We start from the raw sequence: 18,669 nt of genomic DNA on the forward strand, positions 1-18,669 counted from the left end.
CAAATCACACTGCAGATGCTGTAATAAACAGGCTGTCTAATTTCTGGCCTCTCATCGTCCGGAAGAACCTGTATGGACAGGTTCTCCCTTGAATCGATGAATTTAATCAGTACCGGTAATCCCGGAACTGCCGTCTGAATTTGATACTTTTCTTACTTTCTTATTACAACGGTTTTACTCTGTCCTTTATTTGCCATCAGTTTCTTGTATGCTCTCAGTTTAGAAGAAGGCACCCGGATAACCGCTCTTTTATGAATGTTCTTAAATGTATTTTTATATACCTTATTCAATACTTTGGATTTCACAGTAATGCTTTTCAGTTGCTTGGCGCCTGAAAAAGCATAACTATGGATTACTTTTACATTCTTGTCAATTATCACGGAAGTTAACTTCTTATTATTCTTAAATGCTTCTTTTCCAATCTCCGTTACTTTATAACTGTAATTTCCAATCTTAACTGAAGACAGAATTCTGGCTTTTTTTAAGGTTCTCTTCACCGGCTTTAAGAATCTTACCGTTCCCGATTTTACAGATGAATTTAAGACTCTGTACTGGTAATCTCCCACTGTATAGATCTTTCCTTTTTTTGCTGCGATTACGAATGTCTTTGTAATGCTGCCTTTATAGCCGCCTTTTCCAGTGAGAATGAGCTGGGCATTTCCTGGGTTTACATTGTTTTTATAGGAAATGGTATAATCGGTTCCTTCTTTTAACACTTTGCTTCCATATTTAACTGTTACCGACGGTTTCAATGCTTTTCCAGTATGTGTCTGACGTGAAATGCTGCTGACTGACAGTTTTGACACATCAATCGGCTGGGGAACTGTCACATCCGGTTTCTTAACAAGCCCTTTTATAGCAGTATCCAGCACTCTTGCTGCCCGGTCAACTTCCTCCTGTGATGCATCTGCGGCAAGCCCGATGGCGGACTGCAAAGCATTTTTAAATCCTCTTACACTGTCATCTGTATACTTTTGTAATTCAGCATCTGTAAACGCCCTTGCCCTTTGAATCAATGTGTTCAGCTGATCTCTCACAACCGGTGGCTTTTCCGTAAGCCCTTTTATTGCTGCATCCAGTGCTTGTGCTGCTGCATCTACTTCCGGCTGGAACGCATCTTCTGAGAGTCTTACTGCTGCATCCAGGGCATTTTTAAATGCCTTTACACTATCATCCGTATATTTCTTCAGTTCGTCATCTGTAATTGCACATGCCTGTTCGATCAGCTGGTCCAACTGATCCCTGGATACCGGTTCTCTCTGCAGCGATGCGTAGATGCTCTTTGTGATTTCACCGTTTATTTCCAGTGTACCTGTCAAATCCATGTATCCCTCTGCAGAAACGGTATAAGTGTAAAAACCTCCGGGCAATAAATAACTTCCATCCGCTTCCGGTTGGTTATCTGTTATGGAAACTGTTGCATTCTGTGGCTCTGCTTCAAAAATGACTCTGGTTACTTCTGAACTTGTCTCAAATCCTCTGACTTCAACATTATCTATGTATGCAGCATTTTCACCTGCTTTGCCTGAGAAGGAGAAGTAGAGGCCCCCGCCGCCGCTCAATCCGCTAACGTCACGTTCTGCCATCCAGTTTTCCGGCTCTTCGGCATCCCTGGTCCAGATTTTAATTGCCATATGATCATCGGATGTCTGCATTTTTACCTTGTACCATGTATCTGCCTGTAACGGGTAAACATCATTACTGATTCCAGTTATATTGTTTGCATTTCCATTTACATTCTGCTGCAGGAGAATACCGCCCCAGCCTGGCAGCATTGGATATGCGTACATGCTGTCCGGACTCAGATTTTGGAAGTAGTTGCTTGGATAAAGACCTTCCAGGCCGCCCAACGGATTCTGAAACTTATAATCAAAGGTCATCACCGTACTTGCCCAATTCGCCTTGTGCATTAGTCTCACATCCTGGCCAATTCCGTTTAATTTTAAAAGCTTTCCTGATTCCTGTTCTTCAATTTCAATTGCATCTCCATTAATAGTGGTATATTCTTTTGTATTCAGATCGGTAAGTGTACCGGCATCATACGCCTCAAAATTGTCTTCAAAAATGATCTCACCTGGCTGTAAATCCACCGTAAAACGAATTGTTCTGGTTTTTTCTATATTTCCTGCTCTGTCTACTGCGCGGTAAGACAATACATAGTCACCGTTTGTTCCAAATAAAAGTGGTTCTGTATAGGAAGTATATTCACCGTCATCCAGCCGGTACTCTATATCAGCTACGCCTGAATCGCTATCCTCTGCAAACAGAACTGCCTGAACCTGACTGTTATAAGTTCCTTTACCCTCCATATTCCGGTTTCCGGAAAGGGAAGCGGTTGTTACAGGTGATGTTCGGTCAGCTGACACATCTTCTGTTACGCCGGCCTGATATCCATTCACACTCAGGTTATCAATGCTTGCCTTCTCCCCGTCTCTTAAACTGGTCAGCTGTACCAGAAGTCCGCCTTTATCCACACCGGAGAATGTTGTGGTAGAATTCCATAATGAGGGTTCCGGCTTTCCTTTTTCCCATACTTTTACTTTCATTTCCTGTCCAACAATGGCAATTTTGGTACTGTACCAGGTACCAACATGATAGCTGTATTTTCCACCGCCGCCAGGTCCGTTCAGATTGCCATCTACATACTGCTGGTAACCCAGACCATTACTGTAATTAGGTGTTAGCAGAACCAGATATTTGTTGCCGTGATCTTTGAATCTGGGAGAAAGGAAGAATCCTCCAAAATCCTGTGGATTCACATCATATCTCAAGTCCATGGATAGCATAACATCCTGCCAGTCCGCTTCTTTTTCAAGTCGGGCATCGGAGCCGCCTGACTTATTAATACGCAGAAACTGCGTTCCGTCCTCATTTTCCTCTACATAAGCGCTGTCCATAATGGCTGTATAGCGGTTTACAGCAGATTCCTGATCCGCTAATTTACCTGTATCATAATTTTCAAAGTCATCTTTAAACAGTTCTTCTGAAAAATTACCTACATTAATTTTCTTTGCATTACTCTGGATTCCCTCGGCACTTTCAATATAAACGTTACCGCTTACAACACCTCCCGGCATACGCAAAAGAATTTTTTTAGCTGTCCAGCTGATGATATTACCGGACTGGGCATCCAGGTATACCGGACCATCGGCTCCATTCAGTACCACTTTTCCGGTTTCTTTACCAAAGTTTCCCTCCAGCATCACTTTATCCCCGGATGAAATAAATTCCGGTGCTGTAAGTTTATTTAACTCAATTGGAATAATGATTTCTCCGCCATCTTCCTGTACTCCGGCATTTGCTGCAATCTCCACGGGATAACGGTCGTTGTCCGGTGATACTCCATAATAATTATTGCCGCCATCTACATAATGATCAGCCTTGTATCCATAGGTATGCTCACGCACATTATGATTCAGATCTACCTGTACATTATATGTAATATTCTGATCTACGGTCATTCCGCCGCTGCCCTCATCCAGGTAAATACCTCCCGGCCAGCCTACATTATCGTGGATCAAATTGCCTTTAATGCTGCTGCCCGGCATATCCCCAAGCGTGTAAATACCGGCTCCGTCATGAAGCTTCATCATACACTGGGAGATATCATTATTATCAATTACATTATTCTGGGAAACCGCTGCATCTCCAAGTGGAAATACCGGATATGCCGCAGGAGTTTCATTATCCGGCGTGCCGTCCGGTTTATAACGTCCGCCCTGATCCCAGAACCCCCAGCCCCAGCCTACGGAAATACCGGAATAAGCCACGTCACGAATTGTATTATTCCTAATAACGGTTCCATCCGTATAGCCTGCCACAACTGCAATGCTTCCCTTATATTCTGTACCGATTCCGTTAAAGTAATTATTCGAGATAGTATTGTCTTTTACAATCAAACGTTCATCATGAGGTGTTTTGTTTTTAATATGATTTTCAATGGTATCCCCCGGCATTAAAGGATGTGCTTCAGTAATACTGACACCTCCTACGAGTACCCCGCCTGCCGATATATCTTTAAATACACTATTTTTAACTGTATTGCCTACAGAACCATCCAGCATATTGATTCCGGCTGATCCCAGATTCTGAAACGTACAGCGGTCAAAAGTAATTCCCTTTGCCATCTTAGTAACAATTGCCGCTCCCGGTGCCAGAGAATATGCATGCATATTGAAATCTTCTCTTGGGTCATGGGCAAAGTTAGCCTGCTGCTCCGGCCATCCCTTTGCACTGGGATAGAGCCAGGTGTTGTAGGAAAATCCAAAGCCTTCAAAACTGATATCGGATACACTGTCATCCAGACTTCCCTCCAGAGTAATTAAATTTTCCACACTTGGAATAATGGCCTGTGTCTGGCTCATATCCTGTCCTGCTTTTGGCATATAGTAGATCTTCTTTTCCTGGCCGTCAAAGTACCATTCCCCCGGTTCATCCAACAGTTCATAGGCATTTTCCACATAATCAGGTCCTCTGTTAATCTGGACTCCCCCTGCAATCTGCCCGGTTTTAAAGGAATCCCACTCCATTTCAATAAAGCTGTTGCTGTCATCCAGTTTTGTAATTGATTTAACAGGTGAAATCCGGTGTGCCCAGCTGATATCCCAGATAAATTCAATATTGTCGGGATTTCTCCAGTTTAGAATATCTGTATTGGCACAGCGAAAGCCCGTATAAGCATCATGGTTTCCATTGTATGTAGTATACGTGGTTTTCTCTCCGCTACGGACCATTTCACCTTTTATTTTTCCTTTTGCACGGACTGCCATTTCTCCATCCACATAAAACTGTCTGGTATTATCAATGTCCGCATCCGCTGCCAGAAGCCCGGGACGGTTTTCATCATTTGCATCTTCCCACCCGGTAACCTGAAGTCCTGAGGTGAGTACTGCTTTCCCGGCATCTTTTGCTTTGTAAATTATTTTGTGTCCGTTGCTCCCAGAATCTTCCTGATTAAAAGCAACCGTACTGTCCAGAAGATATTCCCCGTCATCAAAATAAACAACGATATCTCCGGTCATATTGTCATTTAATCCCTGTACCGCCTGTTTTGCCTCTTCCATACTTGCAAAGGGCTTTTCCTCCGACCCGTTTCCTGTTCCAGGCTCTGTACCCGCTGATACATAGATCTCAGCCATTACCTGGCTGCTGCTGTTTACATCTGCCTGCTCTGCCATTGCAACTCCCGGAACAGAACTTACTAACATTGCTGCAGATAACAAACTTGCTACTAACTTTTTCCTCATAAGCTTTTTCTCCTTTTTCATAACTTTGATTATTTTCATGGAATAGTCGTAATCAGCACCTGGCAGTTTCCTTTGATTTCAAATCGCCCTGAAGATGCTGTAATAAACAGGCTGTCACCCTTTAAAAATGAAATTTCTTCTCCATTCTTAATAACGCCGTTTCCCTCAATAACTAAAATATGTACAAATGTACTTCCATCTGTTTCTCCACTCATCTCTTTCATTACCTTCCCATCCAGAGTGAGCTTGTCTACCATAAAATATTTACAGCTGCCAAGATGAGGTTCGAAATTATCGGAACGCACTTTTGGACTGCGGTTTGTCACAGCCAGAGCCTTCTCAATATGCAGATCTCTTTTTTTACCTTCCGCATCCTTTCTGCCATAGTCATATACACGGTAAGTAACATTTGAATTCTGCTGTATTTCTGCAATTACAATACCCTCACCAATTGCATGAAGCGTACCGGCTTCAATAAAAAATACATCACCTTTTTCAACAGGAATTTTATTCAGGACATCTAATATAGTTTCCTCCTCAATCCGCTGCCGAAACTCTTCTTTTGAGATTTCCCTGGAAAACCCGTAATACAGATAAGCATCTTCTGTGCAGTCAGCTACGTACCACATCTCCGTCTTTCCATACTGTCCTTCTTTATTCAGGGCATATTCATCGTCCGGGTGAACCTGTATGGACAGATTCTCTCTTGCATCAATGAACTTAATCAGTACTGGGAATCCGTCAAATGCTGCACAACGGTTCCCCAGAACTTTTTTACCCTCCCATTCTATATATTCACTCAGGGTTTTTCCCCTGAATGCACCCCCGGCAATCCGGGAACTGCCGTCTGCATGGCAGGACAGTTCCCAGGACTCAGCAAGAGTCTTTCCGCTGTAATGCTTGTGAAAATCTTTAATCAGCTTATCTCCGCCCCAGATGTATTCCTTAAATGCCGGTTCTAATTTTAATATTGACATATTGATACTTTCCTTACTTTCTTATTACAACGGTTTTGCTCTGTCCTTTATTTGCCATCAGTTTCTTGTATGCTCTCAGTTTAGAAGATGGCACCCGGATAACCGCTCTTTTATGAATGTTCTTAAATGTATTTTTATATACCTTATTCAATACTTTGGATTTTACAGTAATGCTTTTCAGTTGCTTGGCGCCTGAAAAAGCATAACTATGGATTACTTTTACATTCTTGTCAATTATCACGGAAGTTAACTTCTTATTATTCTTAAATGCTTCTTTTCCAATCTCCGTTACTTTATAACTGTAATTTCCAATCTTAACTGTAGACAGAACCCTGGCTTTTTTTAAGCTTTTCTTCACCGGCTTTAAGAATCTTACTGTTCCCGATTTTACAGATGAATTTAAGACTCTGTACTGGTAATCTCCCACTGTATAGATCTTTCCTTTTTTTGCTGCGATTACGAATGTCTTTGTAATGCTGCCTTTATAGCCGCCCTTTCCAGTGAGTATAAGCTGTGCTTTGCCGGGATTTACATTATTCTTATAGGTAAGGGTATAATCTGTACCTGCCCTTAATACCTTACTTCCATATCTTACTGTTACCGATGGTTTTATGGATCTGCCGGTATGGGTCTGGCGAGCTATGCTGCCTATAGACAGTTTTGATACATCAATTGGCTGCTGAACATTAGTCTCCGGTTTTTTGGTAAGACCTTTGATTGCCGCATCCAGTGCTCTTGCTGCTGCATCTACTTCCGCCTGGGATGCATTTTCAGAAAGTCTTACTGCTGCTTCCAATGCATTTTTAAATACTCTTACACTTTCATCTGTATACAGAAGCAATTGCGCTGCTGTAACTGCACGGGCATTCTGAATCAACACATTCAACTGGTCTCTGTAGACCGGTGGCTTTGCAGTAAGTCCTTTGATTGCTGCATCCAGTGCTTCTGCCGCTGCATCTACTTCCGGCTGGAATGCATCTTCTGAAAGTCTTACTGCTGCTTCCAGGGCATTTTTAAATGCCTTTGCACTATCATCCGTATATTTCTTCAGTTCGGCATCTGTAATTGCACATGCCTGTTCAATCAGCTGATCCAACTGTTCCCTGGAAACCGGTTTTCTATGCAGCGCCGTGTAGATGCTCTTTGTGACTTCACCGTTTACTTCCAGTGTACCTGTCAAATCCATGTATCCCTCTGCAGAAACAGTGTAAGTGTAAGAACCTCTCTGCAATAAATAACTTCCATCCGCTTCCGGTTGGTTATCTGTTATGGAAACTGTTGCATCCTGTGGATCTGCTTCAAAAATGACTCTGGTTACTTCTGAACTTGTCTCAAATCCTCTGACTTCAACATTATCTATGTATGCAGCATTTTCACCTGCTTTGCCTGAGAAGGAGAAGTAGAGACCGCCGCCGCCGCTCAATCCGCTAACGTCACGTTCTGCCATCCAGTTTTCCGGCTCTTCGGCATCCCTGGTCCAGATTTTAATTGCCATATGATCATCAGATGTCTGCATTTTTACCTTGTACCATGTATCTGCCTGTAACGGATAAACATCATTACTGATTCCCGTAATATTGTTTGCATTACCGTTTACATTCTGCTGCAGGAGAATACCGCCCCAGCCTGGCAGCATTGGATATGCATACATACTGTCCGGACTCAGATTTTGAAAATAGTTGCTTGGATAAAGACCTTCCAGGCCGCCCAACGGATTCTGAAACTTATAATCAAAGGTCATCACCGTACTTGGCCAATCGGCCTTGTGCATTAGTCTCACATCCTGACCAATACCGTTTAATTTCAGCAGTTTCCCTGATTCCTGTTCTTCAATCTCAATAGATTCTCCATTAATGGCTGTATATCCTTTTGTATCCAGGTCTGTGAATGTACCGGCATCATACACATCAAAATTGTCTTCAAAAACAAGCTCACCCGGCAGTAAATCCACCGTAAACCGGATTGTTCTGGTTTTTTCTGTGTTTCCGGCTCTGTCTACCGAGCGGTACGAAATGACGTAGTCACCGTTTGTTCCAAATATTAGAGGTTCTGTATAAGCAGTAAATTCACTGTCACCCAGCTGATACTCAATATCCGCCACGCCAGAATCGAGGTCTTCTGCAAATAACGATACCTGAACCTGACTGTTATAAATTCCTTTGTCTTCTGCATTCTGATTTCCAGAAAGGATAGCGGTTGTTACCGGTGCCGTGCGGTCAGCTGACATATCTTCTGTTATTCCTGGCTGATATCCGAGTACACACAAGTTATCAATACTTGCTTTTTCCCCATCTATGAAACTAGTCATCTGCACCAGAAGTCCGCCTTTATCCACACCCGAGAAAGTAGTCGCAGAAGTCCATATGGATGGTTCCGGCTTTCCTTTTTCCCATATCTTTACTTTCATCTCATGTCCAACAATAGCAATTTTCGTGCTGTACCAGGTACCCACCTTATAGCTGTAATTTCCGCCGCCTCCAGGGCCGTTTAAGCTGCCGTCTACATACTGCTGGTAACCCAGACCATTGGTGTAATTCGGAGTAAGCAGTACGAGATATTTATTGCCGTGGTCCATGAATCTCGGTGAAAGGAATAATCCTCCGTAACTCTGTGGGTTTACGTCATATCTTAAATCCATGGATAGCATAACATCCTGCCAGTCCGCTTCTTTTTCCAGACGGGCATCGACGCCGTCAGCAGGCTTATTGATGCGCAGAAACTGTGTTCCGTCCTCATTTTTCTCTACATAAGCACTATTCACAATGGCTGTATAGCGGTTTACAGCAGATTCCTGATCCACTAATTTTCCTGCTGCATAATCTTCAAAGTCATCTTTAAATAATTCTTCTGTAAAATTACCTACATTAATTTTCTTTGCATTACTCTGGATTCCATCTGCACTTTCAATAAATACAGAACCGCTTACAACACCGCCCGGCATACGCAAAAGTATTTTTTTAGCTGTCCAGCTGATGATATTTCCGGACTGTGCATCCACATAAACCGGACCTTGTGCCCCGCTAAGTACCACTCTTCCTGTTTCTTTGCCAAAGTTTCCTTCCAGCATCACTTTATCCCCGGATGAAATAAATTCCGGCGCTGTTAATTTATTCAACTCAATCGGAATGATGATTTCTCCGCCAGCTTCCTGTACTCCGGCATTTGCTGCCAGTTCCACTGGATAACGGTCGTCGTCCGGAGCTACTCCATAATAATTATTGCCTCCGTCTACATAATGATCTGCCTTGTATCCATAGGTATACTCCCGGACATTATGATTCATATCTACCTGAACATTGTATGTAATATTCTGATCCACAGTCATTCCGCCGCTGCCCTGATCCAGGTAAATACCGCCCGGCCAGCCTACATTATCATGGATTATATTGCCTTTAATGCTGGTGCCCGGCATGTCACCAAGTGTATAAACGCCTGCCCCGTCGTGTAGTTTCATCATACACATGGAAACATCATTATTTTCAATAATATTATTACGTGATACTGCTGCATCTCCAAGAGGAAATACGGGATATTCCGCAGGGGTCTCATCATCGGGCATGCCGTCCGGTTTATAACGTCCGCCCTGCTCCCAGTATCCCCAGCCCCAGCCTACGGAAATACCGGAATAAGCCACGTCACGAATTGTATTATTCGTAATAACAGTTCCATCCGTATAGCCTGCCACTACTGCAATGCTTCCCTTATATTCCGTACCGATTCCGTTAAAGTAATTATTTGTAATCGTATTGTCTTTTACTATTAAACGCTCATCATGGGGTGTTTTATTTTTAATATGGTTCTCAACAGTATCTCCGGGCATCAAAGGATGTGCTTCGGTAATACTGACCCCTCCCACAAGTATTCCGCCTGCCGATATATCTTTAAATACACTATTTTTTACTGTGTTGCCCACAGAACCATCCAGCATATTGATTCCGGCTGAACCCAGGTTCTGGAATGTACAGCGGTCAAAGGTAATTCCTTTTGCCATCTTAGTAACAATTGCCGCTCCCGGTGCCAGAGAATATGCATGCATGTTGAAATCTTCTTTGGGATCATGGGCAAAGTTAGCCTGCTGCTCCGGCCACCCCTTTGCACTGGGATAGAGCCAGGTATTATAGGAAAATCCAAAGCCTTCAAAGCTGATATCTGACACGCTTTCATCCAGGTTTCCCTCCAGTGTAATTAAATTTTCCACACTTGGAATAATGGCCTGTGTCTGGCTCATTTCCTGTCCTGCTTTTGGCATATAGTAGATCTTCTTTTCCTGGCTGTCAAAGTACCATTCCCCCGGTTCATCCAACAGTTCATAGGCATTTTCCACGTAATCAGGTCCTCTGTTAATCTGGACTCCACCTGCAATCTGCCCGGTTTTAAAGGAATCCCACTCCATTTCAATAAAACTGTTGTTTTCATCCAGTTTTGTAATTGATGTTACAGGTGAAATCCGGTGTGCCCAGCTGATATCCCAGATAAATTCAATATTGTCGGGATTTCTCCAGTTTAGAATATCCGTATTGGCACAGCGAAAGCCCGTATAAGCATCATGGTTTCCATTGTATGTAGTATACGTGGTTTTCTCTCCGCTACGGACCATTTCACCTTTTATTTTTCCTTTTGCACGGACTGCCATTTCTCCATCCACATAAAATTGTCTGGTATTATCAATGTCAGCATCCGCTGCCAGAATCCCCGGACGTTTTTCATCATTTGCATCTTCCCACCCGGTAACCTCCAGTCCGGAGGTGAGTACTGCTTTCCCGGGTTCTTTTGCTTTGTAAATTATTTTGTGTCCATTACTTGCAGAATCCTCCTGGTTAAATGCAACCGTACTATCCAGAAGATATTCCCCATCATCAAAATAAACAACGATATCTCCGGTCATATGATCATTTAATCCCTGCACCGCCAGTCTTGCTTCTTCCATACTGGCAAAAGGATTCTGTTCTGACCCGTCCCCTGTTCCAGGCTCTGTTCGGGCCGAGACATAGATCTCAGCCATTACCTGGCCGCTGCTTACTTCTGCCTGCTCTGCCATTGCAACTCCCGGAACAGAACTTACTAACATTGCTGCAGATAACAAACCTGCTACTAACTTTTTCCTCATAAGCTTTTTCTCCTTTTTCATAACTTTGATTATTTTCCTGTAATAAGAGGCAGTGCATCGCACAGATGATCATACTCTTTCAGACACAACCCGCTGACTCCTGCTTTTTCTATATTTCCACCTCCAATTCCTATAACTGAAAATCCTGCCAGGCGCAGGGAAAGTACCCCGGCGGAAGAATCCTCCATTCCTATAACCCTGTTTCTTTCCTTTGGCATAATTCCAAGTCCTACTCTGGCAGTCTCAGCGTACAGCCAGGGATGCGGCTTCATGGCAAGTTCACTGAGCGTTCCTGCCTGTCCCTGCCGGAAAGCCGTTCCTGCAGTGATAATGGTATCATAGAATTGAAATGGATCTCCCATCCCCATCACATCAAACGCAGATACAATTTCCGGTATCGCCTTATTGTAAAGGCCGGAAGTTACCAGCCCGATCTTAATGTGTTCAGCCTTCAGTTCCATAAGAAAGTCCTTCAGACCGGGAGACGGAACAAACGCTCCCTTTTTCCCCTGGCCTTTCATAATCTTCTGCATTTCATCTTCGACGATTTCATAATAAAAAGTTCTTGCTTCTTCTACCTTCTGGTTTGGACAATACTTCGTAATACAATACTGTAAATGTTCCGATACTGAATGTCCTGATACAAAGGGCTCATCCTCATCCGATAAACCAAAACTTGCATTTCCCATCAGTCTCTGCATAGTCTTCTCAATAATCCACATCCAGAACTGCTCGCTCCGGACACTGGTTCCATCCAAATCCATCAACAATGCTTCTGCCGGACCTTCAAATACCGGTTCCATCATGGGATAAATTGCCGGATAACCCATTAGAGACTTCACATAGCATAAGGTCTTATCCTGATACACGGCAAATTCTGTCTTGCCGTCTTTTGTACCCAGAATCTCCTTTACACCGTCTTCCCCAACTTTAAAGGGTCCTCCATCGCTTACTTCCAGCGGTATAAAATCACCAGCATTTTTTAACGTTCCTATTCCCGGAATCCATTTTTCCATTTATATGGCACCCTTTCTGTTTCTTATATTTTTTCTCAACAACTTTACTTTAAAGTTTTACTTCAACTGTCATAATTTTATCCGGTCCCAGTTCCAGGTTCAAAGCGGTTCCCTCATAAGTAAGGTCCGTAATTCTTTCTTCCTTCATATTAACCAGATATGCTTCTTTTACAGGACGGTCAAATATCAGCGCTGCCTCTTTTGTTTCTGTACATGGATTGTAGATACGAAGAATGATGACGTCCCTGTCTTCCCCCATCTTGATACAGGATGCCTGTGCTCCTTTGACCTCAAAAAAGCTCTTTTCATTCGGTAAAAATCCTGTATTTTCATAATCCGTACTGAACTGCACCGGCAGAACAGGAATTCTCTGGCGCCTGCTCTCTTCCTGCAATCCGGCTTCTTCCCAACTGCCTCTGTGAACCATTAATCCATAGCGGTATTCCATTTCTTCCTGGAGCTGTCCGCCCTCCTGCGACGGATAAGAAGATCCACTGCGGAACTCGGTACAGATCATATTTCTTACCGCCCGGAATAATGTACAGGACAAAATTCCCTTACGGGAAGCATCGTATTCTATAAATTCCTGTGAGACTACTCCAAATCCCTTGTTCCCATCACTGATATCCACAAATCCCTGCATCGGCAGTTTATCCATCTCTGTATAACGGAGTCCGTTTTCTTCCTTGTCTGCAGCTGCATTTCTATAGTCCACACAGAAATGTCCTCCGGCATATGCACCTTCAGCCAAGACATCTGCATTAAAGTTTACCGACAGCCGGTGATCCTTTGCAGTATTTCTTACCTTCAGAATTACATCCAGCTTTTTTGCATCTTTCTTCAATATGTAACGGATAGCAACCAAAAGGTCTGTCATTTCACTGCTTCTCTTGCTTTCTCCCTGGATTCCTGCTTCGGGGCGCAGGCTAAATGCCGGGACCCGGAACTTATATGAAACACAGATGCTGGTCTGAAGGGGTGTGTTTTCTTCCATCCAGATATCTGCAGAGGTTCCACGGCTTGAGAATATCTGATCATGATAAGGCGGATAATGAATCCAGTAATCACCGATATCGCCGCCGCTTTCCAGGTAATTGAGCTCACCTGTTTCAAATCCCGTTTCCTTGTCCAGCAATTTCACTGTACCGTTTGGCTGGACGCTGGCCCTCAGATATTTATTTTCCATGACACAGGCACCTATTCCAAGCTCCCTGCCATCGCTCATGCGGGTTGCCGGCCAGAATTTCTGCTTTCTGGCAAATTTCTGACTGGGTACCAGTTTCACTGTTTTATATCCTCCTGCAGGTATTTCACCTGTCTCCAGGATAAGTTCATGGCGGTCCGCATAGAAAGGTTCCGGCCTGGTATGGCGGCTGACTGCAGGTGTTACTGTTTCTTTTCTGGAAATATGGGCACTTTCTAATTTCTTCCCATCCATACTGTACACATCAAAATCCCAGATATTCTGTTCTTCCGGTGTATCAATTACCAGTTCCACCACTTCATTTCTTTTTGCAGGAAGAGGATTAACAAGGAGAACCAGGATATCTTCTTTTTGAAAATCTGCTCCGGATATATTGGAAGCAATATAGCGGATGACCTGATCATTTACACATTCGGATAATTCTGTACACTGATCCAGACGGTACATAACATCTCTGACCGTTTTCTCCTGTACAACGCCATTAATGCTGTCATGGGACTGGGAACCCAACAGATAGTCTCTGGCTCTGTTCAGGTAATTCCTGTCATAATTCATTCCCATCAATACCCCGGCTACTGAAAGCGGTTCTGCCATATCCATCAGGATGCTTTCCGCCGATTTATTTTTCTTTTTCACAGGGTAGCGGGTCATCAGTGCATTGGCCGACACGGAAGGTGCCGGACCATCTCTCAGTTCCCCTTTAATGACTCTTAGGTCTTCCCCTGCCAGCTTTTCCTTTAAAATTGCCGCATAATCTTCCATATTTGTATGGGATAGGGTGATACCCTCTTCTTTTAGAACTTCATTTATTTTATCAATTAATTCCGGTAACCTGGTCTGTGCACAGGTGGAATCCGATCCATCCATTAAAACCCGGTCATTTTTTAACCTGCTGGCATTCATGGCATTCCAGGAATAAAGGGCAAGCTCTTTCAGTTTTTCTTCATGAACCTCTTCCCTGTGGCTGAGCATAAAGAAATCCTGTTCACTTCCGGTTTTATCTGCTCTGTGATAAAGTCTTGTATTCCCATAGTCGTAGCGGAACTCATCTGACTTGTATGCCCTTCCGCTCATGGCTTCCATATAGGTATTCATATAGAAATTGGCACGGGCATCCTCTCCAAGCCTGCTGGCAAGTACCTGCGTACCGTCTTTACCTTCCCAGATAAACTCACTCTCCGGTGCTTTTCTCTCATTTACTCTTTTTGCCACAATGACTAAATCAATGCCAAAGCCTTTGTATATCTGAGGAAACTGACTGGGCTGTCCCCATCCAAAAGATTCATAGCCCACATTTAATTTATGTCCGTACCGGGCGCAGACCTGATCTCCTTTTAGAAGATTTCTTACCAGGCTTTCTCCGCTGACCGGATACAGATCCGGAAGGGTATACCATGGTCCGATCAAAAGCCGTCTGTCCCGAATATGCTTTTCTAACCGCTCTTTATTCTCCGGACGGATCATTAGGTAATCTTCTAAGAATACGCTCTGTCCGTCAAAGAGAAAACTTACATAATCCGATCGGGTATCCAGCACATCCAGCAACTCATCCAGCATTTCCGCCAGATAAATTCTGCTTTCCCAGATTGGATACCTCCATTCCCGATCCCAGTGCGTATGTGTAATTACATAACCTTTTTTATCCATATACAAAACTCCTTCTCTTATTTAACCTTTCAACGCTCCCATAGTCAGACCGCTGACAAAATTCTTCTGTGCACAAAGATATGCAATAATAACGGGCATTGCCGCAAAAAATACATAGGCGAATACAATTCCCCAGTTTGCAGAATGGGGACCAATAGCAGTATAAATACCTACGGTAATCGTCCTTACCTGTCCCAGCAGCAGCGGTGTCTGAAAGTCATTCCAGATTCCAAGACCTACGAAGATTGCAATAGTTGCCGTACAGGGCCGAAGCAGTGGAAACAAAATGGACCAGAATATACGGAACCTGGTCGCTCCGTCAATTGATGCCGCTTCTTCCAACTCTATAGGCAGTGAATGCACATAATTGGTATACATAAAAGAAGCAAAGGAAATATTACCGGATACAAATACCAGAATCAGAATAGGTACTCCAAACGGGATACCCATATTCCGCAGTAAAATACACAAAGGCAGATAAACGATAACATAAGGAACCATGATTCCAATCAGGAAATACACCCGGAGCATACCGGAGAGCCTGGACTTCACCCTTGCCAGATAATAAGCCGCCAGGGAAGACACGATTACCGTTATTACCGTTCCAGCCACCATTAGGATAATGGAATTGGTATACATCTCCACTAAATTGGTATTCGGGCTTTGTAATACACTGATAATATTTTCCATCGTAGGTGGAATTGGAAGGGTCAGCGGCTGATCCAGAATGATGCCGGAGTCCTTAAAGGTATTGGCTATAGCTATGTAAATAGGCAGAATCACTATGATTGCCAGAATAAACAGAAAAGCGGTCTGAAAAATATTTACCGCTCTGGTTTTCGCTTTCATAGAATGCATTACATTTCCACCTCCTTTTTATTCATGGCACTGACAATGAAGATTGAGATTGCTCCGATTGCCAGGAATAATACAACTGATATTGCAGAAGAGTAACCTACCATATTATTGGAAAATCCCTGGGAAACAATATTATATACTACCGTTTCCGTATCGTAACCGGGACCACCGTCTGTCATAATCTTCACGACGTCGTACATACGAAGTTCATTGATAATACTCATCAGAAAACTCACCGACATGCCCGGTATAATAAGCGGAAGGGTTACGTTGCGGAATTTTTTCCAACGGTTCCCGCCATCTACGGTACATGCTTCGTATAATTCATGAGGCACTGTCTGAAGCGCTGCAAGATACAGCATCATATGATAGCCAAGTGTGCGCCAGATTTCTACAATGATGATACATACAATTGCCGACCCCTGACTTCCAAGCCAGTTACCAACAAGATCCGACAATCCCAGGGCACTGAGAATACCATTTAGTACACCATTATAGGAAAGAATACTCTTCCAAACAAAGGAGATTGCCACGGTACTTAATACAAACGGAACAAAAAAGATAATTCTAAAAACGTTACTCTTTGCAGAAGCTGTATTTACCAGCATTGCTAAAAATAAACCAAGTATATTTACAAGAACGACTACTACAACGGAAATAACAGCTGTATTCTTTACTGCATTTCCCAATCTGGCATCCCGGAATACATTCAGATAATTCTCAAGTCCCAGAAATTCCATTGCATTGAAACCGTTCCACTTATTCAAACTGAAATAAAAAGCCATAAAAATAGGAATTACAAGTAAAACAGTATAGATTATAAATGCCGGTGCGGCAAAGCCAAGGGACATTTTACTTTTTTTCATTTTAAACACCTCATATTATTTAAGAAAAGCTGCTGCAAATCCATCTTTTCTGTTTGAATCTACAACAGCCCTGTTCTATTCAAATTTCGTTTTATTGCGCATCCAGTAATCTTTGATATTCAACATCCCAGTTTTCCACTTCCGCTTTTACATCTGCTCCGTTAAAAATATTCTGGAATGATTTATCCATATAAGACTGCATTCCACTTGGAACTGCAAATTCGCCCGGAAGTTTTATAATTTCCTGAACGGTGTTCCATCCGGAAGTATTGTCTAAGAACTTTGTAGTAACCGGTCCCTGTTCGTAAGATACTGCTTTTTTTGTAGTAGAATATAAGCCGTCTGACTGCAGGTATGTCTTATATACTTCCTGATTTTCATCAAACACATATTTGATGAACTGGAAAGCAGCATCCTTATTCTCACATGTCTCAGAAACGCCCCAGTAGGAACAGTCTGCAACGCAGATTTCGCTTCCATCCATAGTTGGAACTGAAAATACGCCAAAGTCTTCATTCTTTTCTCCGTCCAGGCCTGCTGCCTGCCAGGAACCGTCAACCATCATAGCTGCTGTTCCCTTCTTAAACTCTTCGGAAGCCTGGCTGTAACTTAATGACATAGCACCTTCATAGTAATATCCTTTATTAACCATGTCCTGCCACTTCGTCAGAACGTCAACCGTTGTCTCATTATTCCATGTATTTTTACCTTCTTTTAATTCCTGGTTAAAATTCGGGTATTTAGACAATAAAGCCGTATCCCCTTCTGCAATCCAGAATGGTTCTCCCGTTGCCCAGATATCGCCGGTTCCGCCGCACATTAACGGTACTTTGCCTGCATCTTTAATGGTCTGACACACATTCATAAATTCATCCCAGGTTTTAGGCTCTTCCAGCTTCAGTTCATTGAATACTGCTTTGTTATAATAACACTGCATTTTATACTGTTTAAAACTTGGTACGGTTATGCTCTTTCCATTATAGGTACACAGTGCAGATTCCTCAAAGAGATCCAGAACATCCTGGGGTACCTCAGTAAAAATACCTTCCATTGTTGCCAGCTGTTCTGCCTCAATTACTACATCCGGGAAATTACCGCTGCTTAACATGGTTTTCCAGAAGGAAGCACGGTCATCACCGGTTGCCAGAACCTTCTCTACGTTAATTTCCGGATTGGCTGCTTCAAATGAATCAATCATTCCCTGCCAGATCTCTGCCGTGATATTATCTGTCTCAAAAACACCAAAGGTGATCGTAGTCTGTCCTTCACTTCCGGTATCATCTGCCGCTGCAGTATCCGCTGCTTTTGTTTCATCAGCTGCCGCAGACGTCTCTTTTGTCTCCCCTGCTGTTGCTGCTTCTTTTGTTTCTCCTGTAGTTGCATTCGTCTGGGTTTTTCCGCCACCGCATCCTGCAATAAATGTTGCTGACATACATGCGGTCAGTAAAATTGCTATTATTTTTCTTCTTCTTTTCAAAACTGTATCCTCCTTTTATCTCTTTTTTATTCCCGCGGGCAACGAGCCAAGTAGGTATGACTGCCTGTCCACATGACTGCTGCCGCGAGGGTCAAAGCCCCCTCAGCTCTCTGCGCGGGGTCTTCGACTTGATCGTAACTCACCGGTTTGCTTTGATGACTACATTATATTTCATAAATCAGAGGGTTACAATTTCACAAATTATAGAACTCTTTCGAAAATTGCAGGTCATATTGCAATTTCTATATATTTAATATAGTATTGATTCAAA

Annotated in this window: 8 protein-coding genes; all 8 read right to left on the reverse strand. The window is 43.1% G+C overall.

Features of this window, described 5'->3' with window-relative positions; genetic code table 11:
• Positions 1–152 precede the first annotated feature (152 nt).
• Positions 153–5,246 carry an OmpL47-type beta-barrel domain-containing protein gene (locus tag QR40_RS24425; RefSeq protein ID WP_044297165.1) on the reverse strand — a complete coding sequence of 1,698 codons (5,094 nt, stop codon included), beginning with the start codon at positions 5,244–5,246 and terminating at the stop codon, positions 153–155.
• A gap of 35 nt (positions 5,247–5,281) precedes the next feature.
• Positions 5,282–6,223 carry a type I phosphomannose isomerase catalytic subunit gene (locus QR40_RS24430; protein ID WP_027295373.1) on the reverse strand — a complete coding sequence of 314 codons (942 nt, stop codon included), beginning with the start codon at positions 6,221–6,223 and terminating at the stop codon, positions 5,282–5,284.
• 13 nt (positions 6,224–6,236) lie between these two features.
• Complete coding sequence (locus QR40_RS24435; protein ID WP_044297168.1) at positions 6,237–11,330, reverse strand: OmpL47-type beta-barrel domain-containing protein; 5,094 nt, start codon at positions 11,328–11,330, stop codon at positions 6,237–6,239.
• Between the two features lie 29 nt (positions 11,331–11,359).
• On the reverse strand, positions 11,360–12,346 hold the full coding sequence (locus tag QR40_RS24440) for an HAD family hydrolase (protein WP_044297170.1): 987 nt from the start codon (positions 12,344–12,346) through the stop codon (positions 11,360–11,362).
• A gap of 49 nt (positions 12,347–12,395) precedes the next feature.
• Entirely contained in the window at positions 12,396–15,197 is a 2,802-nt protein-coding gene (locus tag QR40_RS24445) for a glycoside hydrolase family 38 N-terminal domain-containing protein (RefSeq protein ID WP_044297172.1), read from the reverse strand.
• A gap of 21 nt (positions 15,198–15,218) precedes the next feature.
• Complete coding sequence (locus tag QR40_RS24450) at positions 15,219–16,055, reverse strand: carbohydrate ABC transporter permease (RefSeq protein WP_052377905.1); 837 nt, start codon at positions 16,053–16,055, stop codon at positions 15,219–15,221.
• The gene (locus QR40_RS24455) at positions 16,055–16,921 is read right to left on the reverse strand and encodes a carbohydrate ABC transporter permease (RefSeq protein WP_027295378.1); all 867 of its coding nucleotides are present in this window, start codon (positions 16,919–16,921) and stop codon (positions 16,055–16,057) included. The genes QR40_RS24450 and QR40_RS24455 overlap by 1 nt, the downstream gene beginning before the upstream one ends.
• Before the next feature lie 91 nt (positions 16,922–17,012).
• Positions 17,013–18,398 carry an ABC transporter substrate-binding protein gene (locus QR40_RS24460; protein WP_027295379.1) on the reverse strand — a complete coding sequence of 462 codons (1,386 nt, stop codon included), beginning with the start codon at positions 18,396–18,398 and terminating at the stop codon, positions 17,013–17,015.
• Between the last annotated feature and the right edge of the window lie 271 nt (positions 18,399–18,669).

Source organism: Robinsoniella peoriensis, from assembly GCF_000797495.1.
Taxonomy (GTDB): domain Bacteria; phylum Bacillota; class Clostridia; order Lachnospirales; family Lachnospiraceae; genus Robinsoniella; species Robinsoniella peoriensis.